The sequence below is a fragment of the Paraburkholderia sp. genome (assembly GCF_035948235.1).
In the GTDB taxonomy this organism is placed as follows: Bacteria; Pseudomonadota; Gammaproteobacteria; order Burkholderiales; family Burkholderiaceae; genus Paraburkholderia.
Window position 1 is genome coordinate 1 of record NZ_DASZJJ010000084.1, and the last position, 14,675, is coordinate 14,675.

Annotated in this window: 11 protein-coding genes; 9 read left to right on the forward strand and 2 right to left on the reverse strand. The window is 63.9% G+C overall.

Annotated features, from left to right (window positions below; genetic code table 11):
- Window positions 1-1,418 (reverse strand): type II secretion system secretin GspD (gspD, locus tag VG320_RS06545; protein WP_327199322.1); only part of this gene is annotated, 1,418 nt, incomplete at its 3' end.
- 492 nt (window positions 1,419-1,910) lie between these two features.
- On the opposite strand from gspD, the gene VG320_RS06550 reads away from it, so the two are divergent.
- Together VG320_RS06550 and VG320_RS06555 are read left to right on the forward strand one after the other, a co-directional pair.
- Complete coding sequence (locus tag VG320_RS06550) at window positions 1,911-2,354, forward strand: lytic transglycosylase domain-containing protein (protein ID WP_327199323.1); 444 nt, start codon at window positions 1,911-1,913, stop codon at window positions 2,352-2,354.
- A gap of 171 nt (window positions 2,355-2,525) precedes the next feature.
- On the forward strand, window positions 2,526-3,896 hold the full coding sequence (locus VG320_RS06555; RefSeq protein ID WP_327199324.1) for a GTP-binding protein: 1,371 nt from the start codon (window positions 2,526-2,528) through the stop codon (window positions 3,894-3,896).
- Window positions 3,897-4,048: 152 nt separating this feature from the next.
- Here VG320_RS06555 and VG320_RS06560 read toward each other — a convergent pair whose 3' ends face one another.
- A complete protein-coding gene (locus VG320_RS06560; RefSeq protein ID WP_027815965.1) occupies window positions 4,049-4,327 on the reverse strand; it encodes an HU family DNA-binding protein in 279 nt (92 codons plus the stop codon).
- Window positions 4,328-4,738: 411 nt separating this feature from the next.
- On the opposite strand from VG320_RS06560, the gene mnmC reads away from it, so the two are divergent.
- The 7 genes from mnmC to VG320_RS06595 all read left to right on the forward strand — a co-directional run bounded on the left by mnmC (window position 4,739) and on the right by VG320_RS06595 (window position 14,580).
- Complete coding sequence (gene mnmC / locus VG320_RS06565; protein WP_327199325.1) at window positions 4,739-6,715, forward strand: bifunctional tRNA (5-methylaminomethyl-2-thiouridine)(34)-methyltransferase MnmD/FAD-dependent 5-carboxymethylaminomethyl-2-thiouridine(34) oxidoreductase MnmC; 1,977 nt, start codon at window positions 4,739-4,741, stop codon at window positions 6,713-6,715.
- A gap of 979 nt (window positions 6,716-7,694) precedes the next feature.
- Window positions 7,695-8,900, forward strand: a complete 1,206-nt coding sequence (locus VG320_RS06570; protein ID WP_327199326.1) for a cation:proton antiporter — start codon at window positions 7,695-7,697, stop codon at window positions 8,898-8,900.
- 120 nt (window positions 8,901-9,020) lie between these two features.
- On the forward strand, window positions 9,021-10,136 hold the full coding sequence (locus VG320_RS06575; RefSeq protein WP_327199327.1) for a YbdK family carboxylate-amine ligase: 1,116 nt from the start codon (window positions 9,021-9,023) through the stop codon (window positions 10,134-10,136).
- A 708-nt stretch (window positions 10,137-10,844) separates the two neighbouring features.
- Window positions 10,845-11,483: a MarR family winged helix-turn-helix transcriptional regulator gene (locus VG320_RS06580; RefSeq protein WP_327199328.1), complete on the forward strand. Its 639-nt coding sequence runs from the start codon at window positions 10,845-10,847 to the stop codon at window positions 11,481-11,483.
- 301 nt (window positions 11,484-11,784) lie between these two features.
- Window positions 11,785-12,522, forward strand: a complete 738-nt coding sequence (locus tag VG320_RS06585) for a glutamine amidotransferase (RefSeq protein WP_327199329.1) — start codon at window positions 11,785-11,787, stop codon at window positions 12,520-12,522.
- A gap of 127 nt (window positions 12,523-12,649) precedes the next feature.
- On the forward strand, window positions 12,650-13,762 hold the full coding sequence (locus tag VG320_RS06590; protein WP_327199330.1) for an NADH:flavin oxidoreductase/NADH oxidase: 1,113 nt from the start codon (window positions 12,650-12,652) through the stop codon (window positions 13,760-13,762).
- 317 nt (window positions 13,763-14,079) lie between these two features.
- The gene (locus VG320_RS06595; protein ID WP_327199331.1) at window positions 14,080-14,580 is read left to right on the forward strand and encodes an SET domain-containing protein; all 501 of its coding nucleotides are present in this window, start codon (window positions 14,080-14,082) and stop codon (window positions 14,578-14,580) included.
- Window positions 14,581-14,675 lie beyond the last annotated feature (95 nt).

A 14,675-nucleotide genomic window follows, 5' to 3' on the forward strand; every position in this document is an offset into this window, starting at 1 on the left:
TTCAGGCCCTGCTGGAGATTGCCCAGCGAGCTGACCAGGCTGCCGCTCTGCACGGCGCCCGCCGTCAGGTTGATGATGCTGTTGCTGCTGCCGGTGGACAGATTGGTGCCGGCCAGCACGTTGCCGCTGCCGATCTGCCACTGGATGCCCAGGTTGGCGTTGGTATTCGAGTTCAGCTCGACGATCAGCGCTTCGATATAGACCTGGGCGCGGCGCGCGTCGAGCTGGTCGATCACGGTGCGCAGGTTGCGATAGAGCGCGTCGGGCGCGGTGATGATCAGCGAATTGGTGGCCGCATCGGCCTGGATCATGCCGCCGCCGGACGAGTTGTCGTCGCCCTTGTCCTTGCCGTTGTCGCCGAGAAAGTCGCTGTTGCCGCTTGAGGACCCGCCGCCGCCCATCGGATTGTTCGACGCGCCGCTGCTGCCGCCCAGCGAACTGGGCAAGGGCGGGGTGCCCGACAGACCGGTCGAGCTGCCGCCACCACCCGCGCCGCCGCTGTTGCCGTTCTGGTTGAATGAATTCGCGCTGCCACCGGACGACGACGAATCGTTGCCGCCCTTGCCCATCATGCCGCGCAGGGTCTTGGCCAGTTGCACGGCGTCGGCGTTGCGCAGCGACACGACGTGCATGTTGCCCGGCATGCTGGTGGGCGCGTCGAGTTCCCTGGCGAGCGCCTTCGCGGCCGCCAGGCGCTGCGGATTGGACGCGCGCAACATGATCGAATTGGTGCGCGAATCGGCCAGCACCGTGACCTTGAGCGTGGGATCGGAGCCGCCGATCGCGCCCGGATCGAGCATCTTCTGCAGCGTGGGCGCGATGTCGAGCGCGTTGGCGTTGCGCAGCGGCACGACCTGCACCTGCTGGCCAGCGGCCGTGTCGACGCCCGCGATGATCGCCGCGATACGCCGCACGTTGTCGGCGTAATCGGTCACGACGAGCGCGTTGTTGCCCGGATAGGCCGCGATGGTGTTGTTCGGCGAGATGAGCGGGCGCAGCACCGGCAGCAGGTTATTGGCCGACTCGTTGCGCAGCTGGAAGACCTGGGTGATGACCTGGTCGCCGCGCGCGGCCGGCGCGTTGCCAACGTAGGTGGGCACGCCCTGGAGCTTGGCGTCGGCCTCAGGCACGACCTTCAGTACGCCGTGATCCTGCACCAGCGAGAAACCCTGCATGCGCAGCGCCGATTGCAGCGTCTTGAGCGCCTGATCCTCGGGCACGGGATTCTCGGAAACCAGATTGAGCTGCCCCTTCACGCGCGGATCGACAATGATCGTTTTGCCGGTGGCCGCGCCGATGGCCCTCGCTACCTGATCGATATCGGCATTGACGAAGTTGAGGGTGACCTGGGCATGCGCGAGTTGCGCCGTCATCAGTCCGCTCACGAGCAGCGCCGTGGCGACGCGACGCAAAGCCATACGATTTCTTCTCATGGGTGTCATATCGAAGCCGGCAGCGGACACCGCCGGCTAGTCGTACTTATCGTGCTCAGTGCACATCGTGCCCGTGCAATCGGCCGACGGGATGGATGCGACGCACCCGCCTGGCTCCAACCGCCGCAGACTGCCGACGCTCCTCCCCGGCAACCGATGCTCACCAAAACGAGCAACAGTAGCAGTTTTTCATGTCGAATTTGTCACAAAGACCAAACGTCTGGGGATTTCTTCTAAAGCCTGCGATCCCGCACAAAGGCATTTGTAAGGATTGAGCCGCGTCAAGCCTTGTCGTCGTGACTGCCCGCATCGGCGCATAAGCCGTTCGGCCAGTTTGACGCGTCATGGTCTGCCGGTATCATACGGGCGGCGCGGCGCCTGTGCACCCACGGGTTGCGCCCGCAAGACGCGGGTTTTCCCGATATCGGGCCCTTACTGCACGACGCTTTTGTCTCCAGCACTCCACTCGACGTTGCAATGAAAAAGGTTGCGTCCGCCACGATCGCCGTTCTAGTCACGCTTGCCGCTGCGGCCAGCGCGCCGGCGCGCGCCGATTGCTTCGACGAGGCGGCCCGCTACCAGAAGGTCAATCCGCTGATCCTGCGCGCCATCGCCTGGCAGGAATCGCACAACACGCCCGACGCACTGCACAGGAATGCGAACGGTTCTACCGACTACGGCGTGATGCAGATCAACTCGATTCATCTTCCCGCGCTCGCGCAGTATGGCATCTCGCAAAGCACGCTCATGGAGCCGTGCAAGAACGTCTACATTGCCGCCTGGCATCTGCGCCAGAAGATGAACAAATATGGCAACACCTGGGCGGCGGTGGGTGCCTATCATTCCGAAACGCCCGCGTTGCGCGACACCTACGCCCAGCAGATCGCCGCGATCCTGCGCAAATGGAAGCTGATGCCCTGAACGGGCCGCGCTGACCTCTTCCCGAAAGTTCCAACAACGCCAAAGCGGCCAGCGCCGTCAGCGCGCGGAGTCCGCATGGTGCAAAATGCAGGCTTGCGCCGTCAGATTGCCCTCCGTGGCCCGTGCGGCCCGATTTTCCTGCCGTTTTTTCCTTCCTTACTGCACACTGCGATGAACCCGACGCCACTGCCCGTCACCGTGCTCTCCGGCTTTCTGGGCGCGGGCAAGACCACATTGCTCAGTCACGTCCTCGCGAACCGCGCCGGTTTGCGCGTGGCCGTGATCGTCAACGACCTGGCCGCCGTCAATATCGACGCGGCGCTCGTGCGTGACGCCTCCACGCTCGCGCGCGTCGAGGAGCGTCTCGTCGAGCTGTCCAACGGCTGCATCTGCTGCACGCTGCGCGACGATCTGCTCACCGAAATCCGCCGTCTGGCCGATCCGGCCCAGGCAGGCCAGCGTTTCGACGCCATCCTGATCGAATCGACCGGCGTGGCCGAACCGATGCCGGTAGCCGAAACCTTCACGTTCACCGACGAAGACGGCGGATCGCTGGCCGATATCGCGCGGCTGGACACGATGGTCACCGTGGTGGACGCCTTCAATTTCCTGCGCGACTACGCCAGCGCCGACCCGCTCGCCGAGCGCGGCATGACGGTGGGCGAGGGCGACGACCGCACCATCGTCGAATTGCTGATCGAGCAGGTGGAATTCTGCGACGTGCTCGTGCTCAACAAGGCCGATCTGGTGAGCGCCGACGATCTCGCGCGCCTGCAGCACATCCTCGCACGCATCAACCCGCGCGCGGTGCAGGTGGTGAGCCGCTTCGGCGAGGTGCCGCTCGACGCGGTGCTCAACACGGGTCGCTTCGATTTCGACGCGGCCGCGAGCGCGCCGGGCTGGCTCGCGTCGCTGCACGAGGACGCACATTCGCACGATCACGACCATGCGCACGATCATGATCACGCGCACGACCACGGCGATTGCGGCACGCACTGCGACCATCCCGATCACCAGCATCGCAGCGAAGCGGATACCTACGGCATCGGCAACTTCGTCTATCGTGCGCGCAAGCCGTTCCATCCGGAGCGTCTGTGGGCACTGCTCAACCAGGAATGGACTGGCGTGCTGCGCTCGAAGGGCTTCTTCTGGCTCGCCACGCGCAACGACGTGGCCGGTCAGCTTTCGCAGGCGGGCGGCGTGTGCCGTCATGGTCCGGCAGGCACCTGGTGGGCCGCGCAGCCACGCGAGGAATGGCCGCAGGATGTCGAGCTGGAACAGGAGATCGCGCGCGACTGGTTCGGCGACGCGAACGATACGCGCATCGGCGACCGTCGCCAGGAACTGGTGATGATCGGCGTGAATCTGGACCATGCGGCGTGGCGCGCGAAGCTCGACGCATGCCTCGTCACGGATGCCGAATTCGCCGCCGGCCCCGACGCCTGGCAAACTTACGCCGACCCGTTCCCGCAGTGGGATTTCGACGACGAAGACGATCATGACCACGATGGCGAAGGCGAAATCGTCCATCGTCATGACTGACTTCATCACAGATCGCCCATGAAAAAGCCGCCTGAAAGGGCGGCTTAAATACAAAACGGCGCCGTGCAATGCGGCGCCGTCTGGCAAAAACGGGCGAAAAAAAACCCGCCAGGGGCGGGTGTCAACTTAAAGCGGTATTGCTTTAACTTGCTTTAACGCTTGTTGACGGCGTCCTTGAACGCCTTGCCAGCCGTGAACTTGACGGTCTTGGCTGCCGGAATCTTGATGGTCTCGCCGGTCTTCGGGTTGCGGCCCGTACGTGCCGCACGCTTGCCCGAGCCGAAGCTGCCGAAGCCGATCAGCTGGACAGCGTCGCCTTTCGACACGGCCTTCTTGACCACTTCGAGGAGCGTATCCAGCGTTTCACCGGTTTGAGCCTTGCTAGCGCCCGTCTGTGCTGCGACGGCGTCGATCAGTTCCTGTTTATTCATTGAGATATTCCTTTCTGTGTTTAGGTTGACACGAACAGCGCGAACGCGCCGATTATACGGACGCGTGCCGCGCCGTCGAGCAGCGCGGACCCGGAGCACCCCGGGGATTTGCGTCGCGGCTTGAAGCGCCTGCAAGAGCCTGCGCCTTCCCGTGACGTCCGTGCTGCCGCTTCCCTGGGCGGCGCTTGCTATGATAGCGCAGCGCAAACCCAATAACGACAAGGGTTTCGAAGATTTCGAGGGGTCCGCGCCGGTTTTTCTGCATGTCCTTGCGTTTTTGATCCGCGCCGCGCGCAAAACGCAGCCGGCATGCATCAAATCGACCTTCGCGCGTTGCGCCGCGCCAACGTTTTGCGGCCGCAAACCCAGTCCCCACGGGCATTTCCCACTTTCCGTGCGCATCCGTTAGTCATGACCGCCACCCTGATCCCCGCCACGCTCGCGTTCCGCGAGGACGGCACGCCGTTTTCGCCACGCTTCGGCGACGTCTATCACAGCCCTTCGGGCGCCTTTGCACAGGCCGATTTTGTCTTTCTGAAGGGCAACGGTCTGCCTGAACGCTGGCAAAACCGGCGCATTTTTACCGTGCTGGAAACGGGTTTCGGCATGGGCGTGAACTTTCTCACCACCTGGGCGGCCTGGCGCGCCGACCCCGTTCGTTGCGAGCGCCTGCATTTTGTTTCGGTGGAAAAGCATCCGTTTGCGCGCGAAGATCTGCGCGCCGTGCTCGATGCCGTCGTTGCCCAGGCGCTGGATCGCGACCTCGCGGCGCTCGCGCGTGAGCTGATCGACGCCTGGCCGATGCTCGTGCCGGGCACACACCGGCTCGAATTCGAGGGCGGGCGAGTGACGCTCACGCTCGTGTTCGGCGACGCCGCCGAGTCGCTTCCCAAAATGTGGTTACGCGCCGACGCGATCTATCTCGATGGTTTCGCGCCCGCGAAAAATCCCGAACTCTGGTCGCCGGCTATCTTCAAGGCGCTGGCGCGTGTTGCGGGCGAGGACGCCAGCTTCGCCACCTGGAGCAGCGCCGGCGACGTGAAACGCGCGCTCGAACAGAACGGTTTCGAGTTTCGCAAGACATCCGGCTTCGGCGACAAATGGGCGATGCTGACCGGCCGCTTCGCGCCGCGCTGGCGCGTGCGCCGCTACGAGCCGCCGTTGCCGATACCGCTTGCCGAGCGCCATGCCGTCGTGATCGGCGCAGGGCTCGCGGGCACTGCGCTGGTAGAACGGCTCGCCGCGCGCGGCTGGCGCGTCACGCTGCTGGAGCGCCACCCGGCGCCCGCGTGCGAGGCTTCGGGCAATCCGGCCGGCGTGTTTCATCCGCTGATTTCGCGCGACGACAGCAACGCGTCGCGTATCACGCGTGCAGGTTTTCTCTACGCGTTACAACGCTGGGCCGCGCTCGATGCGCTGGGCCATGCGCCGAAGCGCAGTCATGCAGGACTCCTGCATCTGGCCACCGACGACGAATCGCGCGCCGTGGCGCAGGCGCTCGCATCATTTGGTTATCCCGACGAATTCGTGCATGGCGTCGATCGCGACGAAGCCCAGAAAATCGCAGGCGTTGCGCTCACGCAGGGCGGCTGGTTCTATCCACGCGGCGGCGCGATCGATCCGGCTTCCCTGTGCCGTGCGCAGATCGCCGCGGCCAGCGCGTTTAGCGGCGCACAGGTGGACGTGCGCTACGGCGTGCAGGTCGGCCGCCTCGCCCGCTCGGGCGAGTCATGGCAGGTATTCGACGATGCCGGCGTGTTGATCGCCCAGGCGGGCGCGGTGATCTTTGCCAATGCGCACGATGCGGCGCGCGCATCGGCCCGCGATTTCGCGCCGACGCGCAGCGTGCGCGGCCAGCTCACGCTGGTCGACCACAGCCCGCTCGCGGCGCTGCGCGTGCCCGTGATCGGCGACGGCTACGCGGTGCCGCTAGATGGCGGCGTGACGCTCGCAGGCGCGACCTACGAGGTGGACGATACGAATCTCGATCTGCGCGCGCCAGGCCACCTGGAGAACCTCGAACGCGTCTCGCTGATGCTGCCGGCACTAGCCAGCGCCACCGAACCGCCAGGCGGCTGGCGTGGCCGCGTGGCGCTGCGCTGCGTGACGAGCGACCGACTGCCGATGCTCGGCCAGCTCGGCGACGAAGAGGCTGCCCGCCGCGACGCCCAGCGTCTCTCGGGCGCGTGGCCGCAGGATCTGCCGCGCGCACCGGGACTATTTGGCGCCTTTGCGTTCGGCTCGCGCGGGCTGGTCTGGGCGTCGCTGGGCGCGGAGCTGATTGCCTCGCAACTCGAAGGCGAACCCTGGCCAATCGAGCGGGAACTCGCCGAACAGATCGATCCCGCGCGCTTTTTGCAGCGCGCTCTTCGTCAGCGCAGCCTCTGACGACAACAAACGTTACAAGCAACCTTACAACACCACCAATACAGTTATCCCGCCGGACATGTGGATAACTGCGCGAGTTGTGGACAAGTTTCGTGTGGGCGCGTTGTGGGCGTAAACGGGATAACTCGCGCCCCGCTTTGCGCCCTCAAAAAGTTATTCTTGATTGCCAGGCAACATGCCACACACTGTGCGATGGGTTGTGCGAACGCCAAGCCGATGATTCACATAGGTATACAGGGGTTATCCACAGGAAAGTGCCACCCTTGTTAACTTCTACTACGTATACATACGGTAAACCGTAAACCTGAAGCTGGCGCCACCGGCATCGGCAAGACTCTCTTCAAGGTGCGCTGTCGCGCTGTGTGACCGATACATTTAGGGCATCGTCTAAAGGACGGTCATTTTTTCCGTATCGTCAGCTAAAACGGGCGCAATTACCGGCATCGACGGGCTTCATCGCTGCAAGTGGGACAATTGCAAAAAAGCTATGGCACAATCGCCGTTCTTTTCCGCGTCATCCGCCAGACAGGCTGCATCAACTGGCCGACGCGTCCACGGAACGGATGCCGCCTGAACTGACTCTCATGGCTCAGGAAAGCGGCAGCGTTCGTTCATCCAACCCGGGCGCTGACAATCCATAAGAACGCGCCTGGACCGGCTGTTTGCCGCACAAGCGGCACCGGTGCGAGGTCTCCCTGTCGTCCCGCCATCCAGCCGATGCCAGCCGTGCAGGCCCGGGCTGCGGGCTTGCGCGTCGTCGGCGTAGGGCGGTCTGACAGGCTGACATCCTCTCGCCCGGCTCGCCGCGCATTCGCCACGCATGTGTTATGTCTGCGAGGCACGCGGCTTGCCCATGAGCCGGGCCGTAGCGTTACTCGTACGTCGGACAGCTGGACTTGTCTTCTGTGCCGGCCGGCGCGGGCCTCGATGCCTGATCCGGTCCCCTGCATGAAGGTGTTGCCAAGGAGAAGCCTTCACGATGAAGTCGGCGTTTTCGTTCTTTCCCGCGTGGCCGTTGCATCCAGACGGCATTTTCTGGGCCGGGCTCGCGTTGCTGGCCGCCGGTCTGTGCGGTGAACTCTGTTATCGCGCCTGGCGCCTGCCTCGCATTTCCGGCTACGCGATCATCGGCCTGATCGCCGGGTCGGCGGGCTTTGGCGTGATCGACATCGATACGGCCAATGCCGCGCGGCCGGTGCTCGATGTCGCGCTCGGCCTGTTGCTGTTCGAACTCGGCAGCCGGCTCGATCTGCGCTGGATCCGCCGCAATTCCTGGCTGATCCTGTCGAGCCTCGCGGAGTCGTCGCTCACCTTCGTGCTGGTGCTCGTGGTCCTGCTGTTCCTGTCGGTGCCGGCGATGGTCGCTACCGTCGTGGCTTCGATCGCGATGGCCACGTCGCCCGCGATGGTGATCCAGCTCAAGACCGAATTGCGCGCCGAAGGCCAGGTCACGCAGCGGCTTCTGACGCTCTCGGCGCTCAACAGCATGTACGCCGTGGTGGTCGAAAAGCTCGCGTCGAGCTGGCTGCATCAGGAGATCTACGGCAACGTGTTCGCCACCATCCTGCAGCCGCTCTATCTGCTGGTTGGCTCGATCGTGGTCGCGTACGTGCTCGCGCGCGCCTGCACCTTGTTCTACCGCCGCCTGAGCCCGCAGGATGAGCACTCCTTCGTCGCGCTATTCGGCCTTGTGCTGCTGGCGATCGCCGTGGCGCATCTGCTCAAGCTCTCGACGATCCTGAGCCTGCTGGCCGCCGGCATCATCGTGAAGAATCTGGAGGTGCGCCCGCAGCTCTGGCCGCAACACTTCGGCACGGCCGGGTGGCTGCTCACCGTGATCCTGTTCGTGCTGACCATGACCACCTTCCAGTGGCACTACATCCTGGTGGGCGGCCTGGCCGCGGCGGGGCTGATCGTGGCGCGGCTGGTCGGCAAGCTTGTGGGCGTGCTGATCTTCGCGAAGCCAAGCGGGCTTGAATGGAAGCAGGGCGTGGCGCTAGGCGTAGCGCTCACGCCGATGTCGGCGCTGGCGCTGCTGCTCATGGAGGACACCTACGATCTGTACCCGAACTTCGATCCCAGCCTGCGCGCGATCATGATGTGCGCAATCGTGGTGTTGCAGCTGATCGGACCGTGGCTCGTCTATCGCGCGCTGGCGCTGGTGGGCGAGCGCGACGAACAATGAATGCGGCAGATTGCCGCCGCAAACACGGCTAGAAGCACCGTCAGATACACCGCCCGCCACCCACGCCGCCGCTTGCACAAGCGGGCGGCGGCGCGTGGCGCGGCCGAATGAGAGGACGTCATGTCACTGGAAACTTTTGTCGATTCGAAGCCGTTCACCTTCGGCGTCGAACTCGAAATGCAGATCGTCAACACGCACGATTACGATCTGACCAAGGCGGGCAGCGATCTCATGCGCCTCATCAAGGATCAGGAGATTCCCGGCAACATCACGCCTGAAATCACCGAAAGCATGATTGAGCTGTCCACCGGCATCTGCACGCATCACGAGCAGGCCGTGGCGGATCTGCGCAAGATCCGCGATGTGCTGGTGACGGCGGCCGACCGTCTGAACGTCGGCCTGTGCGGCGGCGGCACACATGCGTTCCAGCAGTGGAGCGACCGTCGTATCGTCGATACACCGCGCTTTCAGTACCTTTCGGAGCTGTACGGCTATCTCGCCAAGCAGTTCACGGTGTTCGGCCAGCACGTTCACATCGGCTGCCCGGATGCGGATAGCGCGCTCTTTTTGCTGCATTCGCTGTCGCGCTTCATTCCTCATTTCATTGCGTTGTCCGCGTCGTCGCCCTATGTGCAGGGCGTGGACACCGGATTTCATTCGGCACGACTGAATTCCGTGTTTGCGTTTCCGCTATCGGGCCGCGCGCCGTTCGTGCTGAGCTGGGAGGAGTTCAAGGAGTACTTCTCGAAGATGGTCCACACGGGCGTTGTCAACAGCATGAAAGACTTTTACTGGGACATTCGCCCGAAGCCCGGTTTTGGCACGATCGAAGTGCGGGTGATGGACACGCCGCTGTCGGTCGAACGGGCGGCGGCAATCGCCTGCTATATCCAGACGCTCGCGCGCCATCTGCTCATCGACCGGCCGATCCAGCCGCTCGAGGACGATTACCTCGTCTACACCTTCAACCGCTTCCAGGCTTGCCGTTTCGGGCTTGCGGGCACGGTGGTCGATCCGCAGACAAGCGAGCGCCGCACCATTTCCGAGGACATTCTTGCCACGCTCGACAAGATCGCACCGCATGGCGAGGCGCTGGGCTCGACGCGCGCGCTAGCTGAAATCGGCACGATTGCGCGCTCGCAGAACAACGACGCGAGCTGGCTGCGCAGCGTGGTCGCCGACGAAAAATCGCTGCACGAAGCAGTGCGGCAGCAGTGTCTGCGCTGGCGCGCATGACGGTCAGGGCGCAACCGGAGCGCCAGTAATCGTGATGCGTAAGCAGTGCGAGAGGGCAGCCAGGCGGCTGCCCTTATTGTTTGTTACGCGCTCTTACTGGGCTCCCGGACCCCGGCCGTTGCCCACAATGCAGTTTTGCGCGGGTCATTCAAAGAATTTTTTGTCCCGGGCAAGATACCAGGGTGTTCTTATTTTTTTGATCTTTGCGCCATTATGGGCAATAGTGTGCAGCAGGGCCTGCGCGTGTCTGTGGGTAACCGCTGAAATGCCTGAAAACTCAAGGGCCTGCGACACGCGTGGAAAGATCGTTCGCACTTGCCTGGCAGGCCCAAATGCGCGATAAGTGGCAGACGGATTCGGCGAAGATTGTGCAGCGTCAAGAAGCTGTCCACATATCGTTAGTGTACTTACCAACGGGTTATCCACAATTACCGCTTGATAAGTTAGCTGTGCGATTTGCTACTCTCGCATAGAATGTCGGTTTGCTGCGCAGGCACGGGGTTACGAAGGAAGCGCCGGGCCTGCCAGGCGAGAAGAAATGACTGTTTGCAGTACGCGTTTGTGGCGGTTTTCGGCGCGCGCGAAGCAGGAATTTTTTGAGATGGTGTGGGCGATTCACTAAATCGTCCGCGAGGTTTCCCACAATGCCGTCGGCACATGCGGCGGCGGACGATGCAGCGCAAGCTGCCAAATAACCAGCGAAAGACTATGAGCGAAGGCGTATACGGAGAGCAGGCAGCCGGGCGGGTGACCCATAGCCTGCTGCGACTTAGCACGGCAATGCGGAGCCAGGCGTGGGACTGGGCCGAAGGGGCAGGCCTTACGCCGACCCAGGGCGAAATTCTCGTGCTGCTGATGCAGCGCAAGGGGCCGATGCGCCTCGGCGAGATCGCCCGTGAGACGGCACTGACTGCCGCCACCACCAGCGATGCGGTGAGCACGCTCGAAACCAAGGGTCTCGTCGAAAAGCGCCGCGCGCTCGACGATGGCCGCGCGCTCGCGGTGCGTTTGACCGCGCGTGGCCGTACGGCTGCGAAGAAGGCCGCGCAATGGCCTGACTTCCTCTCGAAGGCAGTCGGCACGCTGCGCGCAGACGAGCAGTCGGCGTTCTACCGCACGCTGCTCAAGACGGTCTATGTGCTCGAGTCGCAGGAAGCCATGCCGCAGCACCGCATGTGCCTCTCGTGCTCGCACTTCGAGCCGAGCAAGACCCCGAAGAAGACGCCGCACAAGTGCGCGCTGCTCGGCATCCAGATGACCGACAACGATCTGCGTCTCGATTGCTCGGTGTACGAACAGGCTGACGCGACGACCCAGAAGAAAAACTGGAAGATCTTCGCAGCCTGATATCGCCTGGCGACCCGCGCAGCGCCCACGAAGCCTGCTGTTTGCATGTCACTTGCACGTCGCCCTCGCGCCGCGGCGCGTCGTCCCCTGGCGGACGGCCGCGCCTCGCGCGGTGGGGCGGTCTGAACGGTTTCGTGGGACGGCAGGCAGACGAAGCGTCGATACGACGCAGCGAGCCTGCGCCACGCTGTCACAGGCGTGTCGCCAGCGTGTCGAAAACTCTTGACCAAGTACCCCACGCGCGTGCCGCATGACGCGGGCGCCGCGCGTCGAATTGTGTAGCTGACCCAGGGATTTGCCGATGAATCGCGAAGTATTGGCCGTTCGCCACGTATATTTCGAGGACCTCGGCAGTTTCGAGCGCGTGCTCGGCGATCGCGGGCGGCCGGTTCGCTATGTCGATGTCGGCTTCGCGCGCGTCGGCGCACTCAATCCCACTTCTGCGTCGCTGATGGTGATCCTGGGCGGTCCCATCAATGCCTGCGATGACGCACGCTATCCCACACTTGCACCGATTGCCGCGCTGATCGAAAAGCGCATCGCGGCGGGGCTGCCCACGCTCGGCATTTGCCTGGGCGCGCAGCTGATTGCGCGCGTGCTCGGCGCGCGCGTCTACGCGGCGGCCCACAAGGAAATCGGCTGGACGCCGCTCACGCTCACCGATGCGGGCCGCGCGTCGCCATTGTGTCATCTCGATGGCGCGTCGACTTCGATGCTGCACTGGCACGGCGACACCTTCGACCTGCCGGCGGGCGCCACGCGTCTGGCTTCGACCCCGCTGTGCGAGAACCAGGCTTTTGCGTGGGGCAATCATGTGCTCGGGCTGCAATGCCATCCCGAAGTGCGCGCCGACCGCTTCGAGCCCTGGCTGATCGGCAACGCGGGCGAACTCGACGCCGCAGGCATCGACATCAACGCGCTGCGCGCCGAAACGGCCCAGCATGCGCCGCGTCTGGAAACCCAGGCGAGCCTGATGCTTCACGAGTGGCTCGAGGCACTCGACAACCAGGCCGCGGGCGCATCGCTCAAGCAGCCCTGAGTCGTTTGTTTTCATGAGTGCCAGATGGGGCTTTGATCGGTAGATCAGGGCCGCCGGCCTTGAAAGCGCCTGTCAAAAGCGCGTGCTATTCTCGGACGCTTCTCACCACCGTCCGCATTCTCTCCCCATGAGCAAGCTTTTCACTCCGCTCGCGCTGCGTGGCGTGACGCTCGCCAATCGCATTGTCGTTTCGCCGATGTGCCAGTATTCGGCCGAGCGCGGCGAAGCCAACGACTGGCACATGATTCACCTCGGTCATCTCGCGCTGTCGGGCGCGGCGATGCTGTGCATCGAGGCCACGGCCGTCGAGCCGGACGGCCGCATCACGCCCGGCGATCTGGGCCTGTGGGACGACGCCACCGAAGCCGCACTCGAACCGGTGATCGCCGCGATTCGCCGTCACTCGCCGATCCGCATCGCCATGCAGATCTCGCACGCGGGCCGCAAGGCGTCGAGCCATGTGCCCTGGGAAGGCGGCCAGCTGATCAGCGTTGCCGATGGCGGATGGCTGCCGCATGCGCCCTCGGCGCTGCCGCACAAGGAGGATGAAACGCCGCCGCTCGCGCTCGACACCGCTGGCCTGAATCGTGTGCGCAATGCGTTCGCGGCGACGGCGCGGCGCGCGGCCCGCCTCGGTATCGACGCGCTCGAAATTCACTGCGCGCACGGCTACCTGCTGCATCAGTTCCTCTCGCCGATTGCCAACCAGCGCACCGACGAATACGGCGGCTCGCTCGAAAACCGCATGCGTTTTCCGCTGGAGATTTACGACATCGTGCGCGCGCAGTTTCCCGACGACCGACCTGTTGGCGTGCGTGTATCGGCGAGCGACTGGGTGGAAGGCGGCTGGACGCCCGAGGACACCGTAGTCTTCGCGCAGGCGCTCAAGGCGCGCGGCGCGGACTGGATCGACGTCTCGTCCGGCGGCGTGTCGCCGTTGCAGAAGATTCCGCTTGAGCCCGGCTATCAGGTGCCGTTCGCGCGCAAGGTGAAGCAGGAAACCGGCATGACCACGATTGCCGTGGGTCTCATCACCGACGCGTTGCAGGCCAACCAGATTATCGAAGACGGCGAAGCCGACATGATCGCGATGGCGCGCGCGATGCTCTACGATCCGCGTTGGCCGTGGCATGCCGCCGCGCAACTCGGCGCGACCGTGAGCGCGCCGCCGCAATACTGGCGCTCGCAACCGCGTGAGCTGAAAAAACTGTTCGGCGATACGACGCTCGGGCAACGTTGAGCGCGCGAAGTGCGTGCGGCGCGTGTGCAGAGCGCATACGCGATGCGCGCCCGGTGTTTCGTGGTGTTGACTGGTGTTGTGCATTGCACGCCGCAGGTTGAACGAAAGACACGCGAGCGTGTACGATGCCGGTTGTGGCGCGCCTCGCATGTCTCATGCAATGCATGCACGCTCACGAATGCGGCGCCGACAAGGCGCCGCGTTTGCGTGAAGCGCGGCTTTTTCTGCATGGCGCGGCACGCGCAACAGATCGCGGCATGCGTGGGCCGTGAGTGGGAACGTCTCCCCAGTCCCAGTACTTCACAAGGATTCCATCAATGAGTGTACGCAGGATCGTCGTGCGCCAATCGGGCGTACACGGCAAGGGCGTATTTGCGGCCGATGCGATCGAGGCCGGCGAACGGCTGATCGAATACAAGGGCGAGCGCATCTCGTGGAAGGAAGCGTTGCGGCGTCATCCGCACAATCCCGACGAACCGAATCACACCTTCTACTTCGCGCTCGACGACGGCGACGTGATCGACGGCAAGATCAAGGGCAATAGCGCGCGCTGGATCAACCACTCGTGCGCGCCGAACTGCGAAGCCGAAGAGATCGAAGGGCACGTCTACATTCACGCGCTGCGCGACATCGCAGAAGGCGAGGAGCTGTTCTACGACTACGGCCTCGTGATCGACGCGAAGCAGACCAAGAAGCTCAAGCGCGAATACGAATGCCGCTGCGGCGCGCGCAAGTGCCGCGGCACGATGCTCGCTCCGCCCGAGAAGAGCGAAGGCAAGGAAAAGCCCGCAAAGTCGAAGGGCAAGAAGAAAAAATGATGCGCTGACGCTTGCGCGCCGGGGCGTTGAAAAGCACATGGGCCGCAATGCAGATTGCGGCCCATGTTTTTTGTCGATCAACTTTGTGCGGCTGC

Excerpts from the sequence above, each read along its gene's own strand:
- VG320_RS06570 (WP_327199326.1), top strand. The coding sequence starts at position 7,695 with ATGAAGTCGGCGTTTTCGTTCTTTCCCGCGTGGCCGTTGCATCCAGAC.
- VG320_RS06575 (WP_327199327.1), top strand. The coding sequence starts at position 9,021 with ATGTCACTGGAAACTTTTGTCGATTCGAAGCCGTTCACCTTCGGCGTC.
- mnmC (WP_327199325.1), top strand. The coding sequence starts at position 4,739 with ATGACCGCCACCCTGATCCCCGCCACGCTCGCGTTCCGCGAGGACGGC.
- VG320_RS06550 (WP_327199323.1), top strand. The coding sequence starts at position 1,911 with ATGAAAAAGGTTGCGTCCGCCACGATCGCCGTTCTAGTCACGCTTGCC.
- VG320_RS06585 (WP_327199329.1), top strand. The coding sequence starts at position 11,785 with ATGAATCGCGAAGTATTGGCCGTTCGCCACGTATATTTCGAGGACCTC.
- VG320_RS06555 (WP_327199324.1), top strand. The coding sequence starts at position 2,526 with ATGAACCCGACGCCACTGCCCGTCACCGTGCTCTCCGGCTTTCTGGGC.
- VG320_RS06595 (WP_327199331.1), top strand. The coding sequence starts at position 14,080 with ATGAGTGTACGCAGGATCGTCGTGCGCCAATCGGGCGTACACGGCAAG.
- VG320_RS06590 (WP_327199330.1), top strand. The coding sequence starts at position 12,650 with ATGAGCAAGCTTTTCACTCCGCTCGCGCTGCGTGGCGTGACGCTCGCC.
- VG320_RS06580 (WP_327199328.1), top strand. The coding sequence starts at position 10,845 with ATGAGCGAAGGCGTATACGGAGAGCAGGCAGCCGGGCGGGTGACCCAT.
- VG320_RS06560 (WP_027815965.1), bottom strand. The coding sequence starts at position 4,327 with ATGAATAAACAGGAACTGATCGACGCCGTCGCAGCACAGACGGGCGCT.